Genomic DNA, 23,202 nt, shown 5'->3' with positions numbered 1-23,202 from the left:
AGGACGCGACCATCAATCGGACTTCGTGGCCTAGGGCAGAAAGTTCCCGCGCCCAATGGTGCGCGGAGGGGCACGCCTCCATGCCAACCAAGCACGGATCCAACCTCCCAAAGAACTCGAGCATCTGAGAGCGCCGCACCTTTCTGGTGATGACAACTTTTCCGTCAGCATCGACAGCGTGGACCTGGAAAACGCTCTTCGCGAGATCGAGGCCAATGATCATTCCGGACATATCCAACCACTCCTTCTTCTCGGGGAACCGTTGAAACCAGATTCGACGGTTGGGGTCGGGGTGTCCACATCATCAGATCAAGGGCCACCTTGGGCACGGGCCTCGCGCCCTTGCGGTGACGGGTCAGCCGGGCAGCAGTGCCGCCATGCACAAGATGCGCGCCAAGGAACAACGCCACGGAAATGGCGCTGTTCTGCACGGGCTCCCACCACTGTCCGCCATCGGGCAGCACATGCAGGAGCGGTTCCCCGAACAGCGCAAACACGGCCAGCGCAACCGTCAGGGATATCAGGCGCAGCGCCGGGATCGGGGCTTGGGCCAGGGTCATTTTCTGTCCCGCGCGTGCCGCTCCTGTGCCGTCTCGACACCCGAGGCGGGCGCGGGGCGGGCCGATGGCCCCACAAAAGGGGTCAGGCAGAACGGACAACGATGGGCGGCGGCGCGGGGCACATCCTTGCCACAGGCGGGACAGGTCGGGGGCAACAAGGCGCGGTACATGGCGGGAACCTTCTGGCTGGGTCTGCAACAGGACATCCACCCCGGCCCGCAAGACCCGCCGTCAGGGCAGGCTATCGGGGCCGGGGCAAGACATGCGCCTGTTCGACACGCATGATCATGGGGCTGCAGCCAGAACGGCTCATTGACACACCTGTGGTCAGGGAAAGGGGCGGCCTTTCTGACCGCAGCTTTGATATGGGCCTTTTGAAAAATATTTCAACAGGTTGGGTGTTCGCCCCGCAAGCGACGCATCGTCGCGATGGCGCGGTGCTGCTGCCGCGCCTTGACGGATCGCAAGGGGTGCGAAACACGGCCGTTCATGACCAGCAGACCGGCCCGGCGACTTGATCGCGGCACTCAGGGCGCCCAGGTGGGCGGGGTGAATGCACAGGAAGGGCCCGGGTTCAGGAGCCGCCCGCACATTCCGTCGATGGATGCGATCCGAGGCGGCAGGGTGCCGCCCTGCCGCGATCACGGGAACAGGCCACGTCCCCAAATCTTCATCTGTCAGATCACACCCGGCATGCGCATGGCCTCGGCGGATGGGCGGACCGCACCGGCCGGCCCGTGAAATCGTGGCGCCCGAACGGGTCGGGACGCGCCGGTTTGGCGTGACCTTCGGCCTCAGGCGGTCTGGGCAAGCAGGTTGCGCAGATCCGCGGCCGGATCGGCAACAAGCTGCGGATCGACCGGCAGGCCCGATTGCAACAGGCGCCGGGCCAGCATGAAGCTGCGCGGATCGTTCATGGCATCGACCGCCAGCAACCCCTGATCGCCGAAATACCAGTGCGAGCGCGGCCCCTGATCCGCGCCGCGCACCACGATGTGCCGATGGCCCGCGCCCAGCCCGGCTATCTGCAGCTTGAGGTCATACTGATCCGACCAGAACCACGGCTGCGGCGCATAGGCGCGGGCCGCCCCCAGCATGTTGTCGGCCACGCATTCGGCCTGATCGACGGCGTTCTGCACGCTTTCCAGCCGGATCCGACCGCCTTGATGCGGGAACGAGGCACAATCGCCGGCCGCCCAGATCCCCGGCTGGCTGGTGGCGCCGAACGCATCGGTTGCAATCCCGTTGTCGATCATCAGCCCGGCAGTCTGCGCCAGGCGCGTGTCGGGGTCGATCCCGATGCCGACGATCACCATGTCGACCGCCAGCCGCGTGCCATCGGTCAGCTCGGCGCCGCGCACGCGGTCATCGCCTGTCAGCCCGGCCAGCCCCACGCCCTCGCGGATGTCCACGCCGTTCGCGCCATGCAGCGCGCGGAAATAATCCGAGGTTTCGACACATGCGACCCGTTGCAGGATGCGCGGCGCCATCTCCAGCAAGGTGACGGCCTGCCCGCGCGCGGCGGCCACGGCCGCCGCCTCGAGCCCGACATAGCCGCCGCCCACCACCAGCACCCGCTGCGCCCGGGCAAAGTCATGGGCCATGGCGTCAACATCGGCCAGGCTTCGCACGGAATGCACCCCGGCCAGATCGCCCCCCAGGGCCGAGGGCAACCGACGGGCCGTCGATCCGGTCGTCAGCGCCAGCTGGTCATAGGCCAGCACGGCATCCCCCAACCGGATCCGGCGGGCCACGGGGTCGATCTCGTGGACGGGGGTGCCCAGTTTCACGGTGATGTCGTTGGCGGCATAAAAGGCCGCCGGGCGCAGCAGCAGCGCCTCGGCCGGCATCTGGCCCAGAAGGTATTTCTTGGACAGGGGCGGGCGCTGATAGGGCAGCACCGGCTCGGCCCCGATCAGGGTGATCGGGCCGGCATGGCCCGACTTGCGCAACCGCGCGACAAGAGAGGCCCCGGCCTGACCGGCGCCGATCACAACAATTCGCGACACCTTGTCCCCCGCCTAGTCCGCCGAATAATATCGGGTGGCCAGCAACAGCTTGCCCTCGCGCGGCTGATCATGCAGGTCGATCAGGCGATCCACCTGGTCAAAGGGGATGATCTGGCCCACCCGGCTGTGGATCAGGCCGCGCGGCAGGTAATCGCCCAGGGTGGCAAAGATCTGCTGGATCTCCTTGCCCGGCATCGTGCGCAATTCGCGCGCCAGCCAGAAGCCGCGCAGGCGAATGTCGCGGAACACCAGATCCAGCGCGTCGATCCGTGGGGCAGCCCCCGACAGCAGGCCATAGGTCACGATCGTCGCGCCATCGGGCAACAGGCGGGCCATGGCCGCCGTCGCCTCGCCCCCGATGGCATCCAGCGCCAGCGGTGCGGTCAGCGGGCGGGCGGGCTGTTGATCCCCGATCAGGATCATGTCGGGCGCCAGATCCGCGATCTGGTCGGCCGCCGCCTGACTGCGCACCTGCGCGACGGACCGCAGGCCAAGTTCGCGTGCCATGCGGATCAGGTTCTGACCGACCGCTGAATTGGCGGCGTTGAACAAGACCTCGGCACCTTTGGGCAGGTCGACCATCTTGGTCAGCATCACCAGCGCGCTGGCCGGGCTGGCCTTGAACATCGCGGCCTGTGCCAGATCGACATCGCGCGGCAGCACGATCAGCCCGCGTTCGGGCACGACCGCCGCATCGCGCCAGGTGCCGCGCAGGTTCGGCAGCACGATATCGCCTACCTTGAGGCGGCTGACGCCCTCGCCCAGCTCGGCCACGCGGCCGACGCCTTCGAAGCCGGGCACATAGGGCAGGTCCGGGCGTTCGCCATACTGGCCGCGCATCTGAAGCACATCGGCCGGGTGCACCGGCATCAGCAGCATATGCACCAGAACCTCGCCGGGGCCGGGGGCACCGATGTCTTCGTCCTCGACACGCAGCAGGGGCGGGTCGTTCGAGATCACGCGGATCACACGGTTCATCATCGGGGCTCCTTGTCGTCGAAATGGGTCAGGGGCGGGATCGCACGAATATCGCCGCCGGCCTCGACCAGACGTTCCAGCCGCGCGGCGGCAGGGTCGCTGACCATCACCATGGCAAAGCGGGTGCGTTCCTCGGCCATGCGGGCCGGGTCGGGGCCATCCCCGCGCACCAGCCGCTTGGCCGCGGCCAGCGCGCCGGGGTCCAGCCGCGCCAGCATCGTGGCCTGCTCCATCGCGGCCACCATCACCGGGCCATCGACGCACCGCGTGACCAGACCGCGCCGGGCCGCCTGATCGGGGGTCAGCGTGGTGCCGGTCAGGATCAGCTCCAGCGCGACTGCCTCGCCCACCAGCCGCGTCAGGCGCTGGGTGCCGCCCGCGCCAGGCAGCAGGCCCGCGCGCACCTCGGGCAGGCCGATGTGATAGTCCCCCGCCTCGGCCAGCCGCAGATCGCAGGCCAGTGCCAGTTCATAGCCGCCCCCCATCGCATGGCCGTTGATCGCGGCGATATAGGGCTTGGCGCTGGTCTCGATCCGCCGCATGCACTGGTGCAGCAGCGGTTCGGGCGCCGGATCATCGACGGAAAAGGTGATGCCCTTTTCCCGCAGCTTGACCGTGCGGCGGTGCAGCACCCCAAGGCTGAAGTGCCGGATGAACACGCCGGGCTGCCCGCCGGTCAGGATCACCACCCGCACGGCCGGATCGGCTTCGACCCGGTCCAGCGCCTCGGCCAGCGCGGGTTCGGTCGCGGGGACCATGTAGCCTTCGGGCGGGTTGGTAAAGCGGATCACCGCAACCGCCCCTTCGACCGTCACAGAGACCAGCGGCGCGCTCATGCCGACACCTTGCGGCGCAGGGTGGACTTGCGATCGCGCAAATCGTGACAGCCGGGCGTGCCACGCGGATCGGTGCCGCGCGGGAAGATGGCGAACTTCTGGATTTTTTGCGTGCCGGTAATGGGTAAATCCTCCAGGAAACAGATCCAGGCCGGCACCTTGTAATAGGCCAGCCAGTCGGCGGCATGGTCTTGCAGCGCCTGGGCCACCGCAGGCCCGGGGGCCACGCCAGAGGCGGGGATGACGCAGGCCATCACCTCTTCGTCGCGCATCTCGTCGGGCACGGCGATCACCGCCACCCGGCCGACCAGCGGCGAGGAAATCAGCGCGCCTTCAACCTCGGCGGCCGAGATGTTTTCGCCGGACCGGCGGATCATGTTCTTGGACCGGTCGGCGAAATGCAAAAGCCCCGTCTCGTCCTGCCAGACGATATCGCCGGTGCGCAGCCAGTCGCCGCGCCACGCCGCCTCGGTCGCGGCCGGGTCCTTGAAATAGCCGCGAAAGCAGCCCTGGCGCGGGTTGGGATCGTCGGCGCGCACTTCCAGCTCGCCCTCTTGCCCCACGGGCACCGGGGTGCCGTCAGCATCGACCACGCGCGCCAGCAGATGGCCGGGGGTCGACCGGCCAAAGGCCCGCGTGCCCACGGCGCGGGGTTCATGGCAGGCGGCGACAAAGCGGCCCGTTTCCGTCATGCCCCAGACCTCGACCATCGGCACGCCGAACCGGTCCTCGAACGCGGCATGCAGCGCGGGGTCGATGCCGGCCCCCAGCCCATAGCGCAGCCCGTGGTCGCGATCGCGCGGCGAGGGAGGCGCCTTCATCAGCGCGGGCGGGATGATGCCCAGATAATGGAACGCCGTGGCCCGTGTCGCGCGGATATCATCCCACCAGCTGTCGCCATGAAAACGGTCCGGGATGATCAGGCAGATGCGTTTCAGCAGCGCCATGCACAGCGTGTTGACCCCCGCGTTCACATGGAAATAGGGCAGCGGCAGGAATATCCGTTCCACCCCGTCGCGCACGGTCAGCGCGCCATCATGGGTGGCATACATGCGCCCCACGGCAAAGGCATAGTCATTGTCGATCAGCGCCCCCTTGGGCCGCGCCGTGGTGCCCGAGGTATAGATCAGCGCGATTTCCGTGCTGCGCGACGGTGTGCCGCCAACCGCCGGACGCAGCGGGGCGGGCACCGGGGCCGGGCCGGGCAGCGGCTGGAACGGGTCCACCAGCACTGGCGCCGGGGCGCCGGCGCGGGCCAGCCGGTCGGCATGGCGGGGCAGTGCCACCACGGCATCGGGTTCGCCATGCTCGATCAGATAGCGCAGCTCGTGGTCCAGGTAATAGGGGTTGACCGGGATCTGCATCACCCCCAGCCGGGCAAAGGCCAGGAAATGCACGACATGCGCCGGGTGGTTGTCCAGCGCCAGCGCCACGCGGTGCCCGATGCCCCAGCCCTGCGCCGCCCAGCGGGCGGCCACCGCATCGGCCGCGGCCCGCACCTGGGCAAAGGTCAGCTCTGCCCCCTCGGGCAGGTAATCGCGCCCGGCGCGCGCGGGCACGGCCAGAAAGGCATGGTCGGGGTGGCTGTCCGCCGCGGCCACCAGCGCATCATACAGGGTCTGCATCACACCCGCTCCACCAGCAGGGCCATGCCCTGGCCTGCGCCCAGACACATCGACAGGATCGCCCGGCGCCCGCCGGTTTCCTCAAGGTGTTGCAAGGCGGTCAGACACATGCGCACCCCCGTCACCCCCGGCGGATGCCCGATGCTGATGCCGCCACCATAAAGGTTGTGCACATCGCGCGGAATGCCAAGCTGGGTTTCGGCATGGACGTTGACGGCAGCAAAGGCCTCGTTGATCTCGAAATAGTCGATGTCGCTGATGCGAAGGCCCGTCTTGTCCAGCAAGGCGCGGATCGCCGGAACCGGACCATGGCCCATGATGCGCGCCGGCACGCCGACCACCGCCCAGTCGCGGATGACCCCGCGCGGCGCCACACCTTCGGACTCCAGCGCCGACTGGCTGCCCACCAGCATGAACCCCGCCGCGTCATTCACGGTCGAGGCGCTGGCGGCCGTCACCACCCCACCCTCGCGGAACACCGGGCGCAGGCGGGCCAGCTTTTCCGCCGTCGCATCGTCGCGGATGCATTCATCGCGGTCGAACACCACCGTCTCGCGGCCCCGCTTGACCTCCAGCGGCAGGATCTGACGCGCCAGGAAGCCACTGTCACGGGCGGCGCGGGCGCGCTCCTGGCTTTGCAGCGCCCAGTCGTCCATCGGGGCGCGGTCATAGCCGTAATCCTCGGCAAGGTTCTCGGCCGTCTCGCCCATGTATTCCTGGCTGAAGGGGCAGCGATAGGCCCAGTCCAGCATATCCTCGAGCGTCGAGGGGCCGCGCGCCTGCCCCTCTCGGTGGGTTTGCAGCACATGGGGCACGCGAGAATAGCTTTCGCCGCCCCCCGCCAGCGTGATGCGCGACTGGCCCAGCCGCACCTGCTGATCGGCCGAGATCAGCGCCTGCAGCCCCGAGGCACAGGCCCGCACCACGGCAAGCGCGCCCGCCGCCTCGGGCAGGCCGGCCTTGATGCCGACCACCCGGGCGGAAAACAGGCTGTCGCGGCCGCTGGGGACGGTGGTGGTGAACACCACATGATCCACCCGGTCGGCCGGCAATCCCGCCGCCGCCAGACAGCCCGCGCCGACACGGCCCGCCAGATCGGTCATCTCGATCCCGCTCAGGCTGCCCCTGAAGGCCCCGAAGGCCGACCGCAGCCCCCCTGCCAGAACAACACGATCCATCCGCAATCCTCCCTGAACCCATCCGTCAGTTCCCGCCCCTCCGCAGAAACCAAACAAACATTTACTTGACTAATAGCTTTGACCAGATGCAGTGTCTACCGCGACGTGACGCCGGCCGTGCAAAACGCCACCGTGATGTCGGGCTTTGGGAGGAGCACATGAAAAGAAGAACCGTTCTGGCGGCCGGGCTGGCCGCCCTTCCTGCATCGCTTGCAGCACCTGCGATCGCGCAGGGCAAGCGCGAGCTGTCGATGGTGATGAGCTGGCCGCACAATTTCCCCGGTCTGGCGTCAATCGCCTACAATTTCTCGAAATTTGTCGGGGCGCTGTCCGAAGGCAACCTGACCGTCAAGGTGCAGGCCGTGGGCGAACTGGTCGGCGCGTTCGAGGTCTATGACGCCGTCAGCTCGGGGGCGGCCGATTGCTACCATTCCACCCCGGTCTATCTGTCGGGGCAATGGCAGGGCGCGGTGTTCTTCAGCCAGGTGCCGTTCGGCCTGACGGCGACCGAACATCTGGGCTGGATGTATCATGGCGGCGGCCAGCAGGTGCAGCAGAAGCACTATCGCGATCTGTTCAACATCGTGCCCTTTACCGCAGGGCAGACCGGCCTGCAGATGGCCGGCTGGTTCAACCGCGAGATCAACAGCATCGACGATCTGCGCGGGCTGACCATCCGCTCGCCGGGCCTGGGCGGCGAGGTGCTGCGCCGCGTGGGCGCCAATGTCGTGCTGATCCCGGCGCAGGAAATCCTGACGGCGCTGCAATCGGGCACGCTGGATGCGACGGAACTGCAAGGGCCGTGGCTGGACAGTGTTTCGGGCTTCTACCAGCACGCGAAATACTACTACACCCCCGGCTTCCAGGAGGTGAACTCGGCCGGCGAGATCGGTCTGAACGCCGATGTCTGGGACAGCCTGACCGACACCCAGCGCAGCATCGTGGAAACGGCGATCACGGCCGCGAACGGCATCAACACCGGCGAATGGCCCTATCACAACGCCGAATTCTTCCGCACCCTGCGGGAAGATCACAAGGTTGACGTGCGCGCACTGCCCGATGACGTCATCGACGCCCTGGCCGCAAAATCCAAGGAAGTGATCACCGAGATCTCGACCAAGGACGAACGCACCAAGGAGGTCTATGACAGCTGGGCCGCCTATTTCCCCAAGGCGTTGACCTATTCTGCGCTGGTCGAGGTGCCGTTCTTCCGCGCCCGCGCCCGCCAGTTCGACGCGCTTTGAACAGGGAGGGCTGTCCGGGGCCGCACGCGCGCGCCCCGGACGGCCGCTGATGCCATGATCCTTGCCCTGATCCGGACCATAGATACGGTTACAACGCTGGTGGGCAAGGTCTTTGCCCTGGCCTGTCTGCCGCTGGTGCTGCTGGTCTTTGCCAACAGCCTGGCGCGCTATATCTTTGGCACGGGGTCCATCCTGGCCTACGAGGCCGTCAGCTACCTGTTCGTGATCATGATGTGCGGGCTGGCAGGCTGGGCCTTGCTGACGGACGAACATGTCCGGGTCGACATCCTTTATCAGGGGATGTCCCGGCGCGGTCGGGCCTGGGTCGATCTGCTGGGCTGCGTGTTCCTGCTGTTTCCCTTCCTGTGGCTGATGTGGGACCGGGCGCTGCCCTATGTGCAAAGGTCCTGGCGCATCCGCGAAGGATCCATCGAGGTTTCGGGGCTGCCCTATGTCTGGCTGCTGAAAACCTGCCTGCTGATGTTCGTGGTGCTGACGGCCCTGGCGGGCCTGTCGCTGGCGCTGAAATCGCTGCTGCGCATCCTCGGGCACAAGGACATCTGAGATGATCACCTTTCTTGCGGCCCATCTGGATCTGCTGCTGTTCGCGGCGCTTGTGCTGATGTTGCTGTGCGGCTTTCCGGTGGCCTTCACGCTGGGGGGCTGTGCGCTGGCCTTTGCGCTGATGGGCAGCGAGCTGGGCTTGATGCGCTGGCAGACGCTGAATTTCCTGCCGCAGCGCGTCTGGGTGACGCTGAACAACAATGTGCTGGTGGCGGCGCCCCTGTTCATCTTCATGGGGCTGGTGCTGGAACGCTGCCGCCTGGCCGAAGACATGCTGACCTGTCTGGCCGAACTGTGGGGCCAGCGCCCCGGCGGTCTGCTGATGGCCACGACGCTTGTGGGCGCGCTGATCGCGGCCTCGACCGGGATCGTGGGGGCAACTGTGGTGACGCTGGGCCTGTTGACCCTGCCGGTGATGGTGCGCAACGGCTACAACGTGCCGCTGGCCTGCGGGGCGATCTGCGCGGCGGGCACGCTGGGGCAGATCATTCCGCCCTCGATCGTGCTGGTGTTCCTGGGCGATTTCATTTCGCTGGCCAATCAGCAGGCGGCCCTGACCAATCCCGCGCTCAAGGGCGTGACGATCGGCGTGTCGGATCTGTTCGCCGGGGCCATCGTGCCGGGGCTGCTGCTGGTGTGCATCTACATTGCCTATCAGACGATCATGGTGCGCCTGAACCCGTCGCTGGCCCCGCCGATTGCCCCGGCCGACCGCCGGCTGATGGAGGACGGCACGCAGGTGCGCCCGCTGCGCACCCGGCTGCTGCAATCGCTGGTGGCCCCGCTGGCGCTGATCGTGGCGGTTCTGGGCTCGATCCTGTCGGGCATCGCAACCCCGACCGAGGCTGCGGCCGTCGGGGCCGTTGGCGCGGTGCTTCTGTCGGCCTGGCGCGAGGCGCCGCGCACCGTGCCGGTGCTGCGCGCCGGCGTTCTGGCCGCCGTGGCCATTCTGGGGCTGCTGGCCTTCTTTGACCTGCGCATCGGGCGCACGGCGACGCCTGCGGCCGATCTGTGGGCCATTCGTCTGGCCAGCGTGCTGGCGGTGGTGCTGGGGCTGGCGGTGCTGGTGGCCTTTGGCGCGCTGTGGCGGGCCGGGCTGCTGATGGGCATCGTGTTCCGCACCGCCCGGATCACCGCGATGGTGTTCACCGTGCTGCTGGGCGCGACGCTGTTCACGCTGGTCTTTCGCGAACTGGGGGGCGAGGCGACGATCCACGGCCTGCTTGCCAACATTCCCGGCGGCCTGTTCGGCGCGATGGTCTTTACCATGCTGCTGATGTTCGTGCTGGGCTTCTTCCTCGATTTCCTGGAAATCGTGTTCATCCTGGTGCCGATCCTGTGCCCCGCTCTGATCCTGATGGGGGCCAATCCGCTGTGGCTGGGCGTGATCATCGCGCTGAACCTGCAGACCTCGTTCCTGACCCCGCCGTTCGGATTTGCCCTGTTCTATCTGCGCGGTGTGGCGCCAGCTACGGTCAGCACCATGCAAATCTGGCGCGGCGCCGTGCCCTATGTGATGTTGCAGATGCTGTGCCTGGTGATCGTTGCCGCCTTTCCGGCGCTGGCCACCTGGTTGCCCGGCCTGATGTAGCGGTGCAATCTGGCATGGCTTGCCGCAAGGGCACATGCTAGACAGAACGAACGAACATTTGATCCTGCCCGACCCGGGCAGGCGCAGGAACGACAATGGCGCGCAGAACGACCAAGGCCCAGACCGACGCGGATGCCGATGCCCCCAAGCGGCTGAACGAGCTGCTGGACAGCGCCGGCCAGCTGATCGCGACCCAAGGGTATGACGGCACCTCCATGCGCGACATCGCGCGCGAATTCGGCATCCTGCCGGGGTCGATCTACCATTATTTCCCCTCGAAAGAGGCGCTGTTCCTGGCCATTCACACCCGCGTCGTGGATGGCATGATCGAGCGGCTGGAAGCGGCCGTCGCCAAATCCGATGACCCCTGGCAGCGGCTGCGCCATGTGCTGCATGCCCATATCTCGGGGCTTCTTGGGTCCGGGGCCTTGCTGCGCATCATCTCGCCCGACCAGATGCGCACGCCCGCCATGGCCGACCGCATCCGCAGCGAGCGGCGCAGCTACGAGACCCGCTTTGCCAAGGTCATCGAGGTGCTGGAGCTGGACCCCCAGATCGACCCGCGCCTGCTGCGGCTGAACCTGCTGGGGGCGCTGAACTGGGTGCCCGTGTGGCACAAGCCGGGCGGGCGCTACAGCGTGGACGACATTGTCGACCAGATGGTGCTGACGCTGCGCAAACTGTCGGTGTGACAGGAAAATTTCTGCGGTTTCAAAGGTCTTGGTTGATGACGCGCTGCGGCTGACATATAAATCAAACATACGTTTGATTGGGAGCTTCGGCCAATGAAGATCATGTTCCGCACCGCCAACGGCGCCACGCGCGAGGTCGAGGCCCAGCCCGGCCAGAGCATCATGGAACTTGCGGTCCACCACGGCATCCCCGAGATCGTCGCGCAATGTGGTGGCGGGTGCAGCTGTGCGACCTGCCATTGCTACATAGATCCCGCATGGCCGCAGCTGGCCGCCCCCGCCTCGGAGATGGAAGACATGCTGCTGGACGGGGTGATGGCCGAGCGCCGCGCGACCAGCCGGCTGGGCTGCCAGGTCGTGCTGGACGCCGGCTGCGACGGGCTGATCGTCGATCTGCCGGACGAACAATAGGCCGATGGACGGCCCCGGATGCGGGGCCGCCCGACTGTTCAGATCTGCATGGGCAAGGCGCGGGGGCCGCGCATGATCATGGTGGGGTGCCAGTCCACATCTTCGGTGACCATCCGCAGGGTCGGATAGCGGTCCAGCACGCGGGGGAACACCACCTCGCCCTCCATTCGCGCCAGGGCAGAGCCCATGCAGAAATGGGTGCCAAAGCCAAAGGTGATATGGCGGTTCGGGGTGCGGCCAATGTCGAACGCCCCTGGATTGTCGAACACCGACGGATCCTGATTGGCGGCGTTGATCATGGCGAACACACGATCCGCCTTGCCCAGCATCTTGCCATGCAGCTCGTGCGACACCGCCACCACCCGCGCCATGGACCCCGATGGGCCATCGAGCCGCAGGCATTCCTCGACCGCCGGGCGGGCCAGCGCGGGATCGGCGCGCAGCCGGTCGGCCTGATCGCGGTGGCTCACCAGCTTGAACATGCCCCCCGCCAAAAGGTTCGTCGTCGTCTCGTGCCCGCCAAACAGCACCAGCATGGCGGCGGCGATCAGTTCATCCTCGCTCAGCGCGTCCATCTCGTCGCGCGCGGCCACCAGCGTGGAAATCATGTCGTCCTTGGGCGCGATGCGCCGCTCGGCGATCAGCTCGCGGAAAAAGGCGGCCATCTCCTTGGCGCCGGCCTCGGCCAGATCATACTTGTTGGGCGAGTTGCGGGCCGATCCGATGAACAGCTGGATGCGGTCGGAACAGGCCTTCAGCCGCAGCATCTGATCGCGCGGCACGCCCAGCAGGTCCATGATGACCAGACCCGGCACCTGCATGGCGAATTCGTTGACGAAATCGAAGGTCTCGCCCCGCGGCAGGCGATCCAGCAGCATGTCGGTGATTTCTTCGATCCCCGGTCGCAGCGCATTGACGGCGCGCGCCGAAAACCCGGTCATCAGCAGCTTGCGCAGCCGCGTGTGTTCTGGCGGGTCGCGAAACACCAGCCAGCGCGACAGGTAATGGATCAGCTCGGCCACCCGCGACTGATCGGCGGGCGGCAGCGATTTGTAGAACGGCTCCAGCCGGTTGACCGACATCTGGTCCGAGGCCAGCGCGCCCCGCACATCCTCGTAGCGCGTCAGCACCCAGGCCTTGAGCCGCGGGCTCCAGTGCGCGGGGTCATCGCGTTGCAGCGCCAGCAGCGTGGGATAGGGATTGTTCACCGTGGCCGCGTCGGTCGGGTCGAACACCAGGGAATCGTGTGTCATGGGCAGTCCTTTCATCCGCTGCGCGCGGGCCGGGCAATCATCGGGGGGCAGGTCACGGCTGACCTGCCCAGTAAGGGTCGCGCAGCACCCGCTTGAGCACCTTGCCAAGCGCGTTGCGCGGAAAGTCCTGGCGCAGCTCTGCCCCGCCCAGCCGCTGCGGCTTGGACAGGCGGGCATTGGCCCAGGTTACAAAGGCGTCGACATCAAAGGGCGCCGCAGCATCGCGGGGGATGATCAGCGCATGACAGCATTCGCCCCAGCGCTCGTGCGGCACACCGATCACGGTCACGTCCAGCACAGCGGGGTGGGTGCCCAGGATCGCCTCGACATCGGTGGGGAACACGTTGAACCCGCCCGAGATGATCATGTCCTTCTTGCGATCGACGATGCGCAGGAACCCGTCGTCATCCAGCACCCCGATATCGCCCGAGCGCAGGAACGTGCGCCCCGCCGCATCGCGCCAGATCAGCTCGTCCGTCAGGTCGGGGCGGTTGTTGTAGCCGATCATCATGCCCATGCCGTAGCCGACAATCTCGCCCGGCGTGCCGGGGGGGCATTCGCGGCCCTCGTCGTCGATCACGCGCAGCTCGTATCCCAGAACCGGGGTGCCCACGGTGTCGAACTTGCGCGCCTGATCGGCGGGCCGCAGCATGGTGGCAAAACCTTCGGAAAAGCCGTAAAGTTCAACCAGTTTCGGCGTGATCCGATCCAGCACCGCGCGCTTGGTATCGCGGCGCAGGGGCGATCCGGCGCAAACCAGCCGGTGCAGGCTGCGAAAATCGGCGCGCGCCATCGCCGGGCTGTTCAGCACCATCAGGAACTGCGCCGGCACCATGAAGCTGTGGGTGATGGCCGCATCGCGCACCCGGTCCACGAAGGCATCGGCGCCAAAGGCCCGCATCACATGCAGCGTGCCGCCCGCGATCAGCGTGGGCAACAGCACGATCCAGGTGCCGTTGGAATAAAGCGCAGTGGTGGTCAGGGTTCGCGCCTCATCCGTGATGCCAAGGTCGATGGCGTTGGACACCGCGAAATGCAGCTTGGCGCCATGGGTCTGGACGATCCCCTTGGGCAGGCCCGTGGTGCCCGAGGAATAGATGATGTTGAATTCATCCTCGGCCGCAAAGGTCAGCGGCGGCAGATCCGCCGCGCCTTGCGTCATGAACCCGTCCCAGCCCGACGGATGGCGCACCACATCGGCCCCGCGCAGATCGGCCAGCAGATCGGCACAGGCATCGGACGCCAGCACCAGCCCTGCGCCGCTGTCAGCCACCAGCCCGGCCACCTGCGCGGGGCTGAGCATGGTGGACAGCGGCACCGCGCAGCCGCCCGCGCGGATGATGCCCAGAATGGCCATCAGCGCCTCGGGCACATTCTCCATCAGCACCACCACCCGCTCGCCCCGCCGCAGGCCGCGACCCCGCAGCGCGGCGGCAATCCGGGCGACGTTGGCGGCAAAGTCGCGCCAGCTGACCGTGCGGTCCTCGCAGACGATGGCGGGGTGATCGGGCCGATAGCGTCCATGCTGCGCGATCAGGTCGGGGATGTTCAGAAAGGGCCGGTCCAGCCCGCCGGGGGTTTGGGTCATCTTGCAACGCTCACATGTTGTTCGGCAGCCAGGTCACGATCCCCGGCACCATCAGGATCAGCGCCATCAGCACCGCCTCCATCGCGATAAAGGGCAGCACGCCCCGGAACAGCTGGGCCGAGGTCATCCGCCCCTCGGCCGAGGCCAGCACGGCATAAAGGTTCAGCCCCACAGGCGGGCTGATCGCGCCGATCTCGACCATCTTGACGACGATCACGGCAAACCAGATCGGGTCGATCCCCAGCGCCTGGCTGATCGGGAACAGGAAGGGCACCGTGATCACCATCAGCGAGACGGAATCGACGAACATGCCCAGCACCAGCATGATCAGCATGGACGCCAGCAGAAAGCCGACCGGCCCGATGTTCAGCCCCAGCACATAGCCGCGCAATTCCCCGGTGAAGCCCGAGATCACCAGAAACCGGCTGAAGATCAGCCCCGCGATCACGATTAGAAAGATCATGGCCGAGATGCGCGCCGCCTCGATCAGCGCATCGCCAAAGCCGCGGGCACCGATCCGGCGCATCGCCAGCGCGATGACCAGCACCCCCGCCGCCCCGATGGCCCCGGCGGCCGAGGGGGCATAGAACCCGCCATAGATGCCGCCCATCACCAGCAGCATCAGCAAGCCGACGCTCCAGGTGCGGCCGACTGCCGCCAGCTTCATCCGCCCGGTGATCTGCACGCCCGAGGGCGGCGCCAGATCGGGACGTATCGCGACCATCAGGCGAATGCCGATGATATAGACCGCCATCGTCAGCAGGCCCGGCACGATCCCGGCAATCAGCAGCTTGCCCACCGGCTCGGCCGTCAGCATGGAAAACAGCACCATGGCAACCGAGGGCGGGATCAGACCCGCCAGGGTGCCACCCGCCGCGATGGCGCCCCCCGCAAGGCCCAGATCATAGCGGAACCGCGCCATTTCCGGCAGCGCCATGCGCGTGAACACCGAGGCCGCGACAACCGTGGACCCCGAGGCCGCCGCAAAGGCGCCCTGCGCCACGATCGTGGCAATCAGCAGGCTGCCCTTGACCCGGTCCAGCAGGTATTGCGCGGCCGTGTAAAGGTCCGCGATGATGCCGGCGCGGGTGGCAATGCCCCCCATCAGCACGAACATCGGCACGACGACAAAGGTATAATCCGCCGCCACCGAATAGGGTGTGGTGGCAAAGGTGGTGAACAGGAACGCCTCGCCCACCGTCAGCCAGATGCCGGCCGCCGCAACCAGCCCCATCGCATAGGCAACGGGAATGCGCAGCGCCAGCAGCACCAGCAGCACCCCCAGCGCGATCAGTCCCTTTTCGATCCCGCTCATGCCGCGCCCTCACCCCTGCGCAAGCGCGCGACAGCCTTGAACAGCAGCGTCACCAGCACCACGCTGGCCCCCAGGGCACAGGCGATCTTGGCCGGCCAGATCGGATAGCCCAGCGTTGCGGCCGAGGTTTCGCGGATCGCAAGACTTGACAGCGCGATACCCCACATGCCGCGCGCGATCAGCCCGAACACCACCAGCGCGGCCCCCAGCGCCAGCCAGGCGCGCAGGCCCCTTAGCCAGGCAGGCGTGATCGGATCGAACAGATCGACGGCGATATGTTCGTCGCGCCGTTCGACCAAAGGCCAGGCCAGAAAGATGGCCGCCGCGCACAGCGTGCCCGACATGTCGACCTTGAAGGCCAGGAAGGCGCCGAACACCTCGCCCGCCACCACATCGACCGCGCCGACGACCATCACGATCGCAAGCAAGCCGGCGGCCACCCATGTCAGACTGCGTTCCATCATGTCCCTGTTCCCCGGGTCGGGGGGCGGTGCCCGCCCCCCGGCTGCCTCAGTTGGCGAACGACTTGGCCGCCTCGCGCATCAGTGGCGCCAGCGCCTGGGCTGCGGCGCCGCGGCCCTCGGCGGTGGACCGCTCGACCCAGACGTCGATCATGTCGGGCGACATCTCGACCAGGCGGTCCATGTCCGTCAGCGCCACCTTTTGCCCGCCGGATGCCAGGTAATCCGCCTCGGCCTTGGCAGCGATTTCGGGCAGCGCGGCCTGATCGCGCTCCATCGCCTCGGCCGCCACCTCGGTCAGCAGGGTGCGGACAGTCTCGGGCAGCTTGTCCCAGGACGATTTCGCGGCATAAAGCTGGAAGGTCGAGAAGGCGCCGGTGTTGATATCGGACCAATAGGGCGCGATGCCCTTGATGTCGGCAAAGGGCACCCATTCGATCGGGCCAAAGTTGCAATCCAGCGTGCCGCGGGTCAGACCTTCGCGCAGTTCGGTGGCCTGAACGCGGGTGGGAACCATGCCGAAGGTCTCCATCCAGATCGGCACATAGGCCCCGCCGACCGCCCGCACCCGCAGACCTTTCAGGTCGGCCGTGCTGTTGACCGGCTTGTTGCATTGCAGCGTGTAGGGCGAGGCGACCGTCCATTTCAGGATATGCAGGTTCTGCCCGGCCAGCTCGCCCGCCACCTCGGGGCTGCGATACATCGCCTTGCCCAGCTCATGCGCCGCCTGCGACGTGGCCGAGACGCGGTTGAGCAGCCCCGCCGTCGCCGCCGTCAGCGGCAGTTCCGAGGCAAAGACCGCCTGTGCGAACACGCCGAAATCGACAGCACCCGAGGACACCAGGCTTTTCGCCTCGGTCATGCCGCCCAGCTGGCCGGACCAGAACACCTCGATCTTGATCTTGCCGTTCGAGCGGCGGGCCACCTCTTCGGCCCACCAGCCATCCCATTGCACCGCCGGCCAGGTCTGCGGCAGCACATGCGCCATGCGCAGCGACATTTCGGGGTAGTCCTGCGCCGCCCCCGTCTGCGGGGCAACAGCGCACAGCACGGCCAGAATGGCCGATCCAAAGATCGTTTTCATGGTTTCCTCCCTTGGCATGCCCCCTGCCCCCCTTGCGGGGCGCAAAAAGCACATTGCCAATATAACAAACAAATGTTTGTCTAGTTAGCAAGGAGGAACATGATGGAAAACGTCTATATTCTCGGAACGTCCTGCACGGCCTTTGGAAAATTCCCCGACCGCAGCTTTCAGGACCTGACCCGCGAGGCCTGGGTCGAGGTGCTGGCCGATTCCGGCCTGCCCGATGCCGGACAGGTGGACAGCGTATGGTTCGGCAATTGCGGCATGGGCACTTTTGGCCAGCGCAACATCCGCGGTCAGGTCTGCATGACCCCGCTGATCCGCGACGGGCTGTTTCCCGAACGCGTCGGCATCATGAACGTCGAAGGCGGCTGCGCCACCGCATCCATGGCGCTGCAAGGGGCGTGGAAGGACATCCTGTCCGGCCAGTCGCAGGTTGCCCTGGCCATCGGGGTGGAAAAGACCTTCTTCCCCGGCGATGCCGCCCGCACGCTGGAAATCTTCGAAGGCGGCATCGACCAGCTGTCGCCGCAGGACTGGCAGGACTATTACACCCGCTGCGGCGAATTGTCGGACAAGCCGTTTCAGCCCAATGCCGGCGGCGGCACGCTGTTCATGGACACCTATGCCATGCAGGCCGCCTGGCACATGAAGCACCATGGCACGACCCAGCGCCAGATCGCCGTGGGCGCGTCGAAAAACCACCACCACGGGTCATTGAACCCCAAGGCGCAGTATCGCTTCGAGGTCTCGGTCGATGATGCGCTGAACGATCGTATGGTGTCCTGGCCGATCACCCGGTCCATGGCCGCGCCCATCGGTGACGGGGCGGCGGCGGCGATCCTGGTATCGGAAACCGTGCTGCGCAGCCTGCCCGGCGCCGTGCAGGACCGCGCGGTCAAGGTGCGGGCCAGCGTGATGACCTCGGGCATCTACCGCGCGCCCGAGGCCCCGTCGCTGTCGCACCATGCGGCGCGGCGCGCCTATGCCATGGCCGGGATCGGACCCGATGACATCGACCTGGCCGAGGTGCATGACGCCACCTCGTTCTGCGAGATCTTCCAGTGCGAGATGATGGGCTTTTGCGAACCCGGCCAGGGCGGGCGCTATGTCGAGGACGGGCACACCGCCCTTGGCGGCAGCCGCCCGGTCAACCTGTCGGGCGGGTTGGTTTCCAAGGGCCACCCGGTCGGCGCGACGGGCCTGTCGATGATTCACGAGCTGACGCTGCAACTGCGGCAAGAGGCCGGTCCGCGCCAGGCGTCCAGGGCGCGGCTTGCCCTGGCGGAAAACGGGGGCGGCGTCATCGGGTTTGACGAGGCCGCCTGTGTGGTCACAATTCTGGAGGCGCCGCACTAGGCGCCTGACCCGGACCACGGATCAGATCGCCCAAGGCTGTCATCAATCGTTTCGCAAGGGTTGAACACCGCGATGGACGGGGGCCGGCGCACCGACGACGGGCAGAAACTGCGCCCCGGGCGATCTTCGGCGAAGGCGGCCAGACCGGGAAACAGCTTGCTTGCGCAAGGCAAAAGACCGCGGTCCGGCGGCACAGCCGCAGGTCCGAACCCGCGTGAGCGGGACGGATCCGTAACCGGGGTCCGGGACCTAGAACACTGAAACGACGGCATCCGTCAGCACCTCGGCGATCTGCTGAACCTCGGCTGGGGCAATGGTATATGGCGGCGCCAGCAGAATATGGTCGCCCTGCTGGCCGTCGATGGTGCCGCCCATGGCATAGATCATCAGCCCCCGGTCAAACGCCGTATCGCGCAGCGCGCGGTGTAGCCGGCGCCTGGGGTCAAAGGGCGCCTTGGCCGCGCGGTCCTCGACGAATTCCAGCGCAAGGAACAGCCCCCGCCCGCGGATATCCCCGACATGCGGATGATCGCCCAGCCGGTCCGACAGCGCCTGATGCAACTCGGCGCCGCGCAGGCGCACGTTCGCCAGCAAATCGCGCGAGGCGATCTCGCGCTGGACGGCAAGGGCCGCCGCACAGGCCACCGGATGGCCGACGAAGGTGTGCCCGTGCATGAAACTGCCCGACCCTGCGACAAAGGCGTCATGGATCCTCCCGGCACAGATCACCGCCCCCAGCGGCACATAGCCCGCCCCCAGCCCCTTGGCGATCACCAGGATGTCGGGCGCGATGCCCTCTTGCTCGCAGGCATGCAGCGTGCCGGTGCGGCCCATCCCGCACATCACCTCGTCAAGGATCAGCAAGACGCCATAGCGGTCGCAGATGTCGCGGATCTGGCGCAAATAGCCGGGGACGGGCGGCACACAGCCCAGCGTGGCCCCGACGACCGTCTCGGCGATGAAACACGACACGTTGTCCGGCCCAATCCGCAAGATCTCGGCCTCGAGCGTCGCGGCAGCCCGAAGGCCATAGTCGCTGTCGCTCTCGCCCGGCAGCTGATGGCGATAGGCCCAGCAGGGATCGACATGCGATGTCGCAGGCAACAAAAGGCCGTCATAGCTGGCCCGGCGCCACATGTTCCCACCCGCCGACAGGGCGCCCAGCGTGTTGCCATGGTAGCTTTGCCGCCGGGCGATGACATGGTGGCGGGTCTTGCAGCCGGTCTCGCGATGATACTGATGCGCCATCTTGATCGCCGTCTCGATCGCTTCGGACCCGTCGGACAGGAAATAGACCTGGTCCAGCCCCTCGGGCGCGCCGCGCACCAGCAGCGTGGCCAGATCCTCGGCGGCATCCGTGGTGAAAAAGCTGGTATGGGCATAGGCCAGCTGCGCCGCCTGGTCGGAAAGCGCCCGCACCACCGCCGGATCGCCATGACCCAGGCACGAGACCGCCGCGCCGCCGCAGGCGTCCATATAGCGCCTGCCATCGCTGGCGGTGATCCAGATCCCCTCGCCCCGGCTGGCGCGGGGTGGCACGACCCCGGCAGTGCGGTGGAAAACGTGGCTGTCGTTCATCATGTCAGGCTCTCCATGTCGGGACCAGGCGGGGCGGGCGCGCGGCGGGGCACCGTGGCGAACCGCGCGGGATCAAAGGCGGACAGGTCGGTCGCTGTCTGCCCTGTCAGGATCAGCTCGGCCAGCACCTCGCCCACGCCGGGGCCGGTCTGAAAGCCGTGGCCGCAAAATCCCCAGGCGTGGAATACCCCTTCGGCCGACGGCGAGGGGCCCAGCATCGGCAGACCATCGGGCAGATGCGCCTCGATCCCGGTCCAGGACCGGATGATCGCGGCATTCGCCCGGCCCGGCAGCAGGCGTTGCAGCAAGGCCGGCGTTCGGGAAAAGCCGGCCGGATCGGGGCGGCTGCGCCGGCCATCCGGCGCGATGCTGCCCTGGCCGCCACCAAAGATCAGGTTGCCGCGCTGGCTTTGGCGCAGGTAGATCGCGCCGCTGATCAGCCCCAGCACGGGCATGTGCAGCAAGGGCACGGGTTCGGTCACGAACATCTGCGGCGCCCCGACCCGGAAGTCCGGAAGCGGGTCAGGGCCCAGCGGCCAGGCCCCGGTGGCCAGGATGACCTGATCGACCTCGATGGGCGGGCGCCCCTCGGGGTCCAGCTGCCAGCCGCCCGCGCGGGGGGTCATGTCGCGCACCCGGCAGCTTTCGTGGATCGCGGCGCCATGGCGCTCTGCCGCGCGTGCCATGGCCAGCGCAACCAGCCGAGGGTTGGCAAATCCGTCGCCCGCGCAGAACGATCCGCCCGCGACATTGCCCCCCAGCCAGGGAAAGCGCCGCGCCAGATCGGCCCGGCCCAGCAGGCGCACATCCAGCCCCGCTTGCAGACCGACCGGAAGCCAGGCCTCCAGCACGGCCATCTGATCCTCGGTCTCGGCAAGCTTCAGATGGCCGGGCGTTGCCAGATCGCAGTGATGGCCCACCAGTTCGGGCAGCCGGTGCCAGATCCGGTGCGCCCGCAGCGACAGCGGCAGATCGCCGGCCGGGCGCGCATGGCGGCGCACCCCGCCAAAGTTCACGCCGCTGGCATGGGCCCCGATCCGGTCACGTTCGAACAGCGTCACCTCGGCCCCGCCCATCGCCAGGAACAGCGCGGCCGAGGCGCCGACGATGCCGCCACCAATGATGCAGACGCGCGGACGGCGGCGCAGGATCGCGGGGGCGGAGGTCATGCGGCACCTTTCGGGAAAATCGGCAGCGGCAGGGGCTTGACCGGCGCCTGTCCGCGCAGCGGGCCAGGCGCGTCAGGGGGCAGACCGGCTTCGGCGGCCATCAGCGCCCCGGCGGTTGCGCCGCACAGCCGGCCCTGGCACCGGCCCATGCCGCAGCGCGTGACCGCCTTGAGCCGGTTGAGATCCGCCGGACCCCAGAGGTCGATCGCACGGCGCAGATCGCCGGCGCTGACCCCCTCGCACCGGCAGACGATGGTGTCATCGGGCATGTCGCGGATGGCGGCGGGCGGCAGGGCAAAGGCCTGTTCCAGCCCGCGCCGGAACGTGGCAGCCCGCGCAAGCGCCAGCCGCAGCAGGGCCCGGCGCGGCGCGCTGACACGGGCAAGACCCAGATCGCGCAACAGCGCGCCTGCGGCCATCTCGCCTGCGGCCTCGGCACAATGGGCCCCGTTGATGCGCACCATGTCGCCTGCCAGATAGACGCCCGATACCGGGCTGCGGCCCGCAGCGTCGGTCGTGCTGTGCCACTGGCCGGATCGCGGATCAAAGACAACCGGGCAGCCCAGCAGATCGGCAAGCTGGCGCTCGGGCTTCAGCCCGTGACCCATGCCCACCGCATCGCAGTCCACAAGGCCGCTGCGAGATCCGGCGCGCCAGTGCAGGACCAGCCCGTCGCCCCGCTGTTCGATCCGTTCGGCCAGCGCGCCTTCGATCACGGGAACGCCCATCCGGCGCAGGTCCAGCGCCATGCGCGCCCCGCGCAGCAACAGCCGGGGGCGGGCCAGCATGGCGGGCGCGGCCCGCATCTTGGCGCCAAGACTGGCGGCATCGATCACCGCCGCAGGCCGGGCGCCTGCCTTGGCATATTGCCAGGCGACCAGATAGAGCAGCGGCCCGGACCCCGCAAAGACCGGGCGACGCCCGATCAGATGTGCCTGCGCCTTGAGTATGACCTGAGCGCCGCCCAGCGAAAAGACCCCCGGCCGTGTCCAGCCTGGCACGGGGACCACCCGGTCCATGGCGCCGGTCGCCAGCACGACCGCCCGCACCCGCAGGTCGGCATCGACGCCATCCGCACCGCGCAGCTGCAACAAGAACGCCCCGCCTGCCACCCGGGCCGCATTCCAGACCAGCGTTTGCGGGCGATAGTCGACGTGGCCGCGGATCGTCTCGAACATGCGGGCCAGGGCCAGGGCGCGTCCGGCATCGGCGCCATACAGGGCCGCCGGACCGCGCAACGCCGCAAGGGCGGGGGGCGGGCGGCGATAGATCTGCCCGCCCGGCTCTGCGGCCTCGTCCAGCAGGATCGGCCGCAGACCGGCGGCAACCAGCCGCTGGGCCGCCCGCAGCCCGGCGGGACCGGCACCGATGACGGCGGCAGGCAAGGGGTCAGGCCGGGTCATCGGATACCTCCATCAGGACATGCATTCCGGCTTCGGCCAGGGTCGAACAGGCCCGCAGCCTGCGCCCGTCGGCCAGCGTCACCCAGCAATCCTGGCAAGCGCCCATCAGGCAGAACCCGGCCCGCGCGCGCGGCGGAGGGCCGAATTCACCCTGACGCACCGCGCCGCATTCGCGCAGCATCACGGTCAGCACCGTATCGCCCGCGGCGGCGGTCACGGGCCGGCCGCCGATCTGCATGGGCAGGCCAGGCAGGTCATCGCGCCCGGGCAGGTTCAGGCGAACGGGTCTGTAGGTCATGACCTT

Annotated in this window: 21 protein-coding genes and 1 pseudogene; 7 read left to right on the top strand and 15 right to left on the bottom strand. The window is 67.7% G+C overall.

Annotated features, from left to right (window positions below; genetic code table 11):
* Positions 1 to 232 (bottom strand): annotated as a pseudogene (locus tag G481_RS26510) (IS110 family transposase); the annotation flags it as partial.
* Positions 233 to 841: 609 nt separating this feature from the next.
* Between G481_RS26510 and G481_RS26010 the strand changes: the two are divergent.
* Positions 842 to 1,078, top strand: a complete 237-nt coding sequence (locus G481_RS26010) for a hypothetical protein (RefSeq protein WP_154664647.1) — start codon at positions 842 to 844, stop codon at positions 1,076 to 1,078.
* Positions 1,079 to 1,354: 276 nt separating this feature from the next.
* Here G481_RS26010 and G481_RS0116250 read toward each other — a convergent pair whose 3' ends face one another.
* From G481_RS0116250 to G481_RS0116230, 5 genes are read right to left on the bottom strand one after another with little or no spacing between them, the layout of a single operon-like run.
* Positions 1,355 to 2,569 (bottom strand): NAD(P)/FAD-dependent oxidoreductase, encoded by a 1,215-nt coding sequence (locus G481_RS0116250; RefSeq protein ID WP_028030955.1) that lies wholly within the window; start codon positions 2,567 to 2,569, stop codon positions 1,355 to 1,357.
* A gap of 12 nt (positions 2,570 to 2,581) precedes the next feature.
* The gene (locus tag G481_RS24230) at positions 2,582 to 3,550 is read right to left on the bottom strand and encodes a zinc-dependent alcohol dehydrogenase family protein (RefSeq protein ID WP_051294607.1); all 969 of its coding nucleotides are present in this window, start codon (positions 3,548 to 3,550) and stop codon (positions 2,582 to 2,584) included.
* Positions 3,547 to 4,383: an enoyl-CoA hydratase/isomerase family protein gene (locus G481_RS25215; protein WP_051294606.1), complete on the bottom strand. Its 837-nt coding sequence runs from the start codon at positions 4,381 to 4,383 to the stop codon at positions 3,547 to 3,549. Before G481_RS25215 ends, G481_RS24230 begins: the two co-directional genes overlap by 4 nt.
* Entirely contained in the window at positions 4,380 to 6,008 is a 1,629-nt protein-coding gene (locus G481_RS24220; protein WP_051294605.1) for an AMP-binding protein, read from the bottom strand. The genes G481_RS25215 and G481_RS24220 overlap by 4 nt, the downstream gene beginning before the upstream one ends.
* Entirely contained in the window at positions 6,008 to 7,186 is a 1,179-nt protein-coding gene (locus G481_RS0116230; protein WP_028030954.1) for a thiolase family protein, read from the bottom strand. Before G481_RS0116230 ends, G481_RS24220 begins: the two co-directional genes overlap by 1 nt.
* A gap of 158 nt (positions 7,187 to 7,344) precedes the next feature.
* Between G481_RS0116230 and G481_RS0116225 the strand changes: the two genes are divergently transcribed.
* From G481_RS0116225 to G481_RS0116200, 5 genes are all read left to right on the top strand, one after another.
* Positions 7,345 to 8,430, top strand: coding sequence for a TRAP transporter substrate-binding protein (locus G481_RS0116225; protein ID WP_028030953.1), 1,086 nt, complete (start codon positions 7,345 to 7,347; stop codon positions 8,428 to 8,430).
* A gap of 54 nt (positions 8,431 to 8,484) precedes the next feature.
* Positions 8,485 to 8,994 carry a TRAP transporter small permease subunit gene (locus G481_RS0116215; protein WP_035026429.1) on the top strand — a complete coding sequence of 170 codons (510 nt, stop codon included), beginning with the start codon at positions 8,485 to 8,487 and terminating at the stop codon, positions 8,992 to 8,994.
* A gap of 1 nt (position 8,995) precedes the next feature.
* Entirely contained in the window at positions 8,996 to 10,585 is a 1,590-nt protein-coding gene (locus tag G481_RS0116210; RefSeq protein ID WP_028030951.1) for a TRAP transporter large permease, read from the top strand.
* 95 nt (positions 10,586 to 10,680) lie between these two features.
* The gene (locus G481_RS24215; protein WP_051294604.1) at positions 10,681 to 11,277 is read left to right on the top strand and encodes a TetR/AcrR family transcriptional regulator; all 597 of its coding nucleotides are present in this window, start codon (positions 10,681 to 10,683) and stop codon (positions 11,275 to 11,277) included.
* A gap of 93 nt (positions 11,278 to 11,370) precedes the next feature.
* The gene (locus G481_RS0116200) at positions 11,371 to 11,688 is read left to right on the top strand and encodes a 2Fe-2S iron-sulfur cluster-binding protein (RefSeq protein ID WP_051294603.1); all 318 of its coding nucleotides are present in this window, start codon (positions 11,371 to 11,373) and stop codon (positions 11,686 to 11,688) included.
* A 38-nt stretch (positions 11,689 to 11,726) separates the two neighbouring features.
* Here G481_RS0116200 and G481_RS0116195 read toward each other — a convergent pair whose 3' ends face one another.
* The 5 genes from G481_RS0116195 to dctP are packed head-to-tail and all read right to left on the bottom strand — an operon-like array spanning position 11,727 to position 17,389.
* On the bottom strand, positions 11,727 to 12,941 hold the full coding sequence (locus tag G481_RS0116195; protein ID WP_028030949.1) for a cytochrome P450: 1,215 nt from the start codon (positions 12,939 to 12,941) through the stop codon (positions 11,727 to 11,729).
* A 52-nt stretch (positions 12,942 to 12,993) separates the two neighbouring features.
* Positions 12,994 to 14,529, bottom strand: coding sequence for a class I adenylate-forming enzyme family protein (locus G481_RS0116190; RefSeq protein ID WP_028030948.1), 1,536 nt, complete (start codon positions 14,527 to 14,529; stop codon positions 12,994 to 12,996).
* A gap of 10 nt (positions 14,530 to 14,539) precedes the next feature.
* A complete protein-coding gene (locus G481_RS0116185) occupies positions 14,540 to 15,844 on the bottom strand; it encodes a TRAP transporter large permease (protein WP_028030947.1) in 1,305 nt (434 codons plus the stop codon).
* Entirely contained in the window at positions 15,841 to 16,308 is a 468-nt protein-coding gene (locus tag G481_RS0116180; RefSeq protein WP_028030946.1) for a TRAP transporter small permease, read from the bottom strand. Before G481_RS0116180 ends, G481_RS0116185 begins: the two co-directional genes overlap by 4 nt.
* A gap of 46 nt (positions 16,309 to 16,354) precedes the next feature.
* On the bottom strand, positions 16,355 to 17,389 hold the full coding sequence (dctP, locus tag G481_RS0116175) for a TRAP transporter substrate-binding protein DctP (protein WP_028030945.1): 1,035 nt from the start codon (positions 17,387 to 17,389) through the stop codon (positions 16,355 to 16,357).
* A gap of 102 nt (positions 17,390 to 17,491) precedes the next feature.
* Between dctP and G481_RS0116170 the strand changes: the two genes are divergently transcribed.
* Positions 17,492 to 18,748, top strand: a complete 1,257-nt coding sequence (locus G481_RS0116170; RefSeq protein ID WP_035026423.1) for a thiolase family protein — start codon at positions 17,492 to 17,494, stop codon at positions 18,746 to 18,748.
* Between the two features lie 249 nt (positions 18,749 to 18,997).
* On the opposite strand, the gene G481_RS0116165 is transcribed toward G481_RS0116170, so the two are convergent.
* Genes G481_RS0116165 through G481_RS0116150 form a run of 4 tightly spaced genes read right to left on the bottom strand, consistent with a single transcriptional unit; the run spans position 18,998 to position 23,196 of the window.
* A complete protein-coding gene (locus tag G481_RS0116165) occupies positions 18,998 to 20,329 on the bottom strand; it encodes an aspartate aminotransferase family protein (protein WP_051294602.1) in 1,332 nt (443 codons plus the stop codon).
* The gene (locus tag G481_RS0116160) at positions 20,326 to 21,495 is read right to left on the bottom strand and encodes an NAD(P)/FAD-dependent oxidoreductase (protein WP_051294601.1); all 1,170 of its coding nucleotides are present in this window, start codon (positions 21,493 to 21,495) and stop codon (positions 20,326 to 20,328) included. Before G481_RS0116160 ends, G481_RS0116165 begins: the two co-directional genes overlap by 4 nt.
* Positions 21,492 to 22,898 carry an FAD/NAD(P)-dependent oxidoreductase gene (locus tag G481_RS0116155; protein ID WP_028030941.1) on the bottom strand — a complete coding sequence of 469 codons (1,407 nt, stop codon included), beginning with the start codon at positions 22,896 to 22,898 and terminating at the stop codon, positions 21,492 to 21,494. Before G481_RS0116155 ends, G481_RS0116160 begins: the two co-directional genes overlap by 4 nt.
* Positions 22,885 to 23,196: a (2Fe-2S)-binding protein gene (locus tag G481_RS0116150; RefSeq protein ID WP_084451020.1), complete on the bottom strand. Its 312-nt coding sequence runs from the start codon at positions 23,194 to 23,196 to the stop codon at positions 22,885 to 22,887. The genes G481_RS0116155 and G481_RS0116150 overlap by 14 nt, the downstream gene beginning before the upstream one ends.
* Positions 23,197 to 23,202 lie beyond the last annotated feature (6 nt).

Origin of the sequence: Gemmobacter nectariphilus DSM 15620 (assembly GCF_000429765.1) — a bacterium.
In the GTDB taxonomy this organism is placed as follows: Bacteria; Pseudomonadota; Alphaproteobacteria; order Rhodobacterales; family Rhodobacteraceae; genus Wagnerdoeblera; species Wagnerdoeblera nectariphila.
This window is presented reverse-complemented; position numbering and strand designations above follow the sequence as displayed.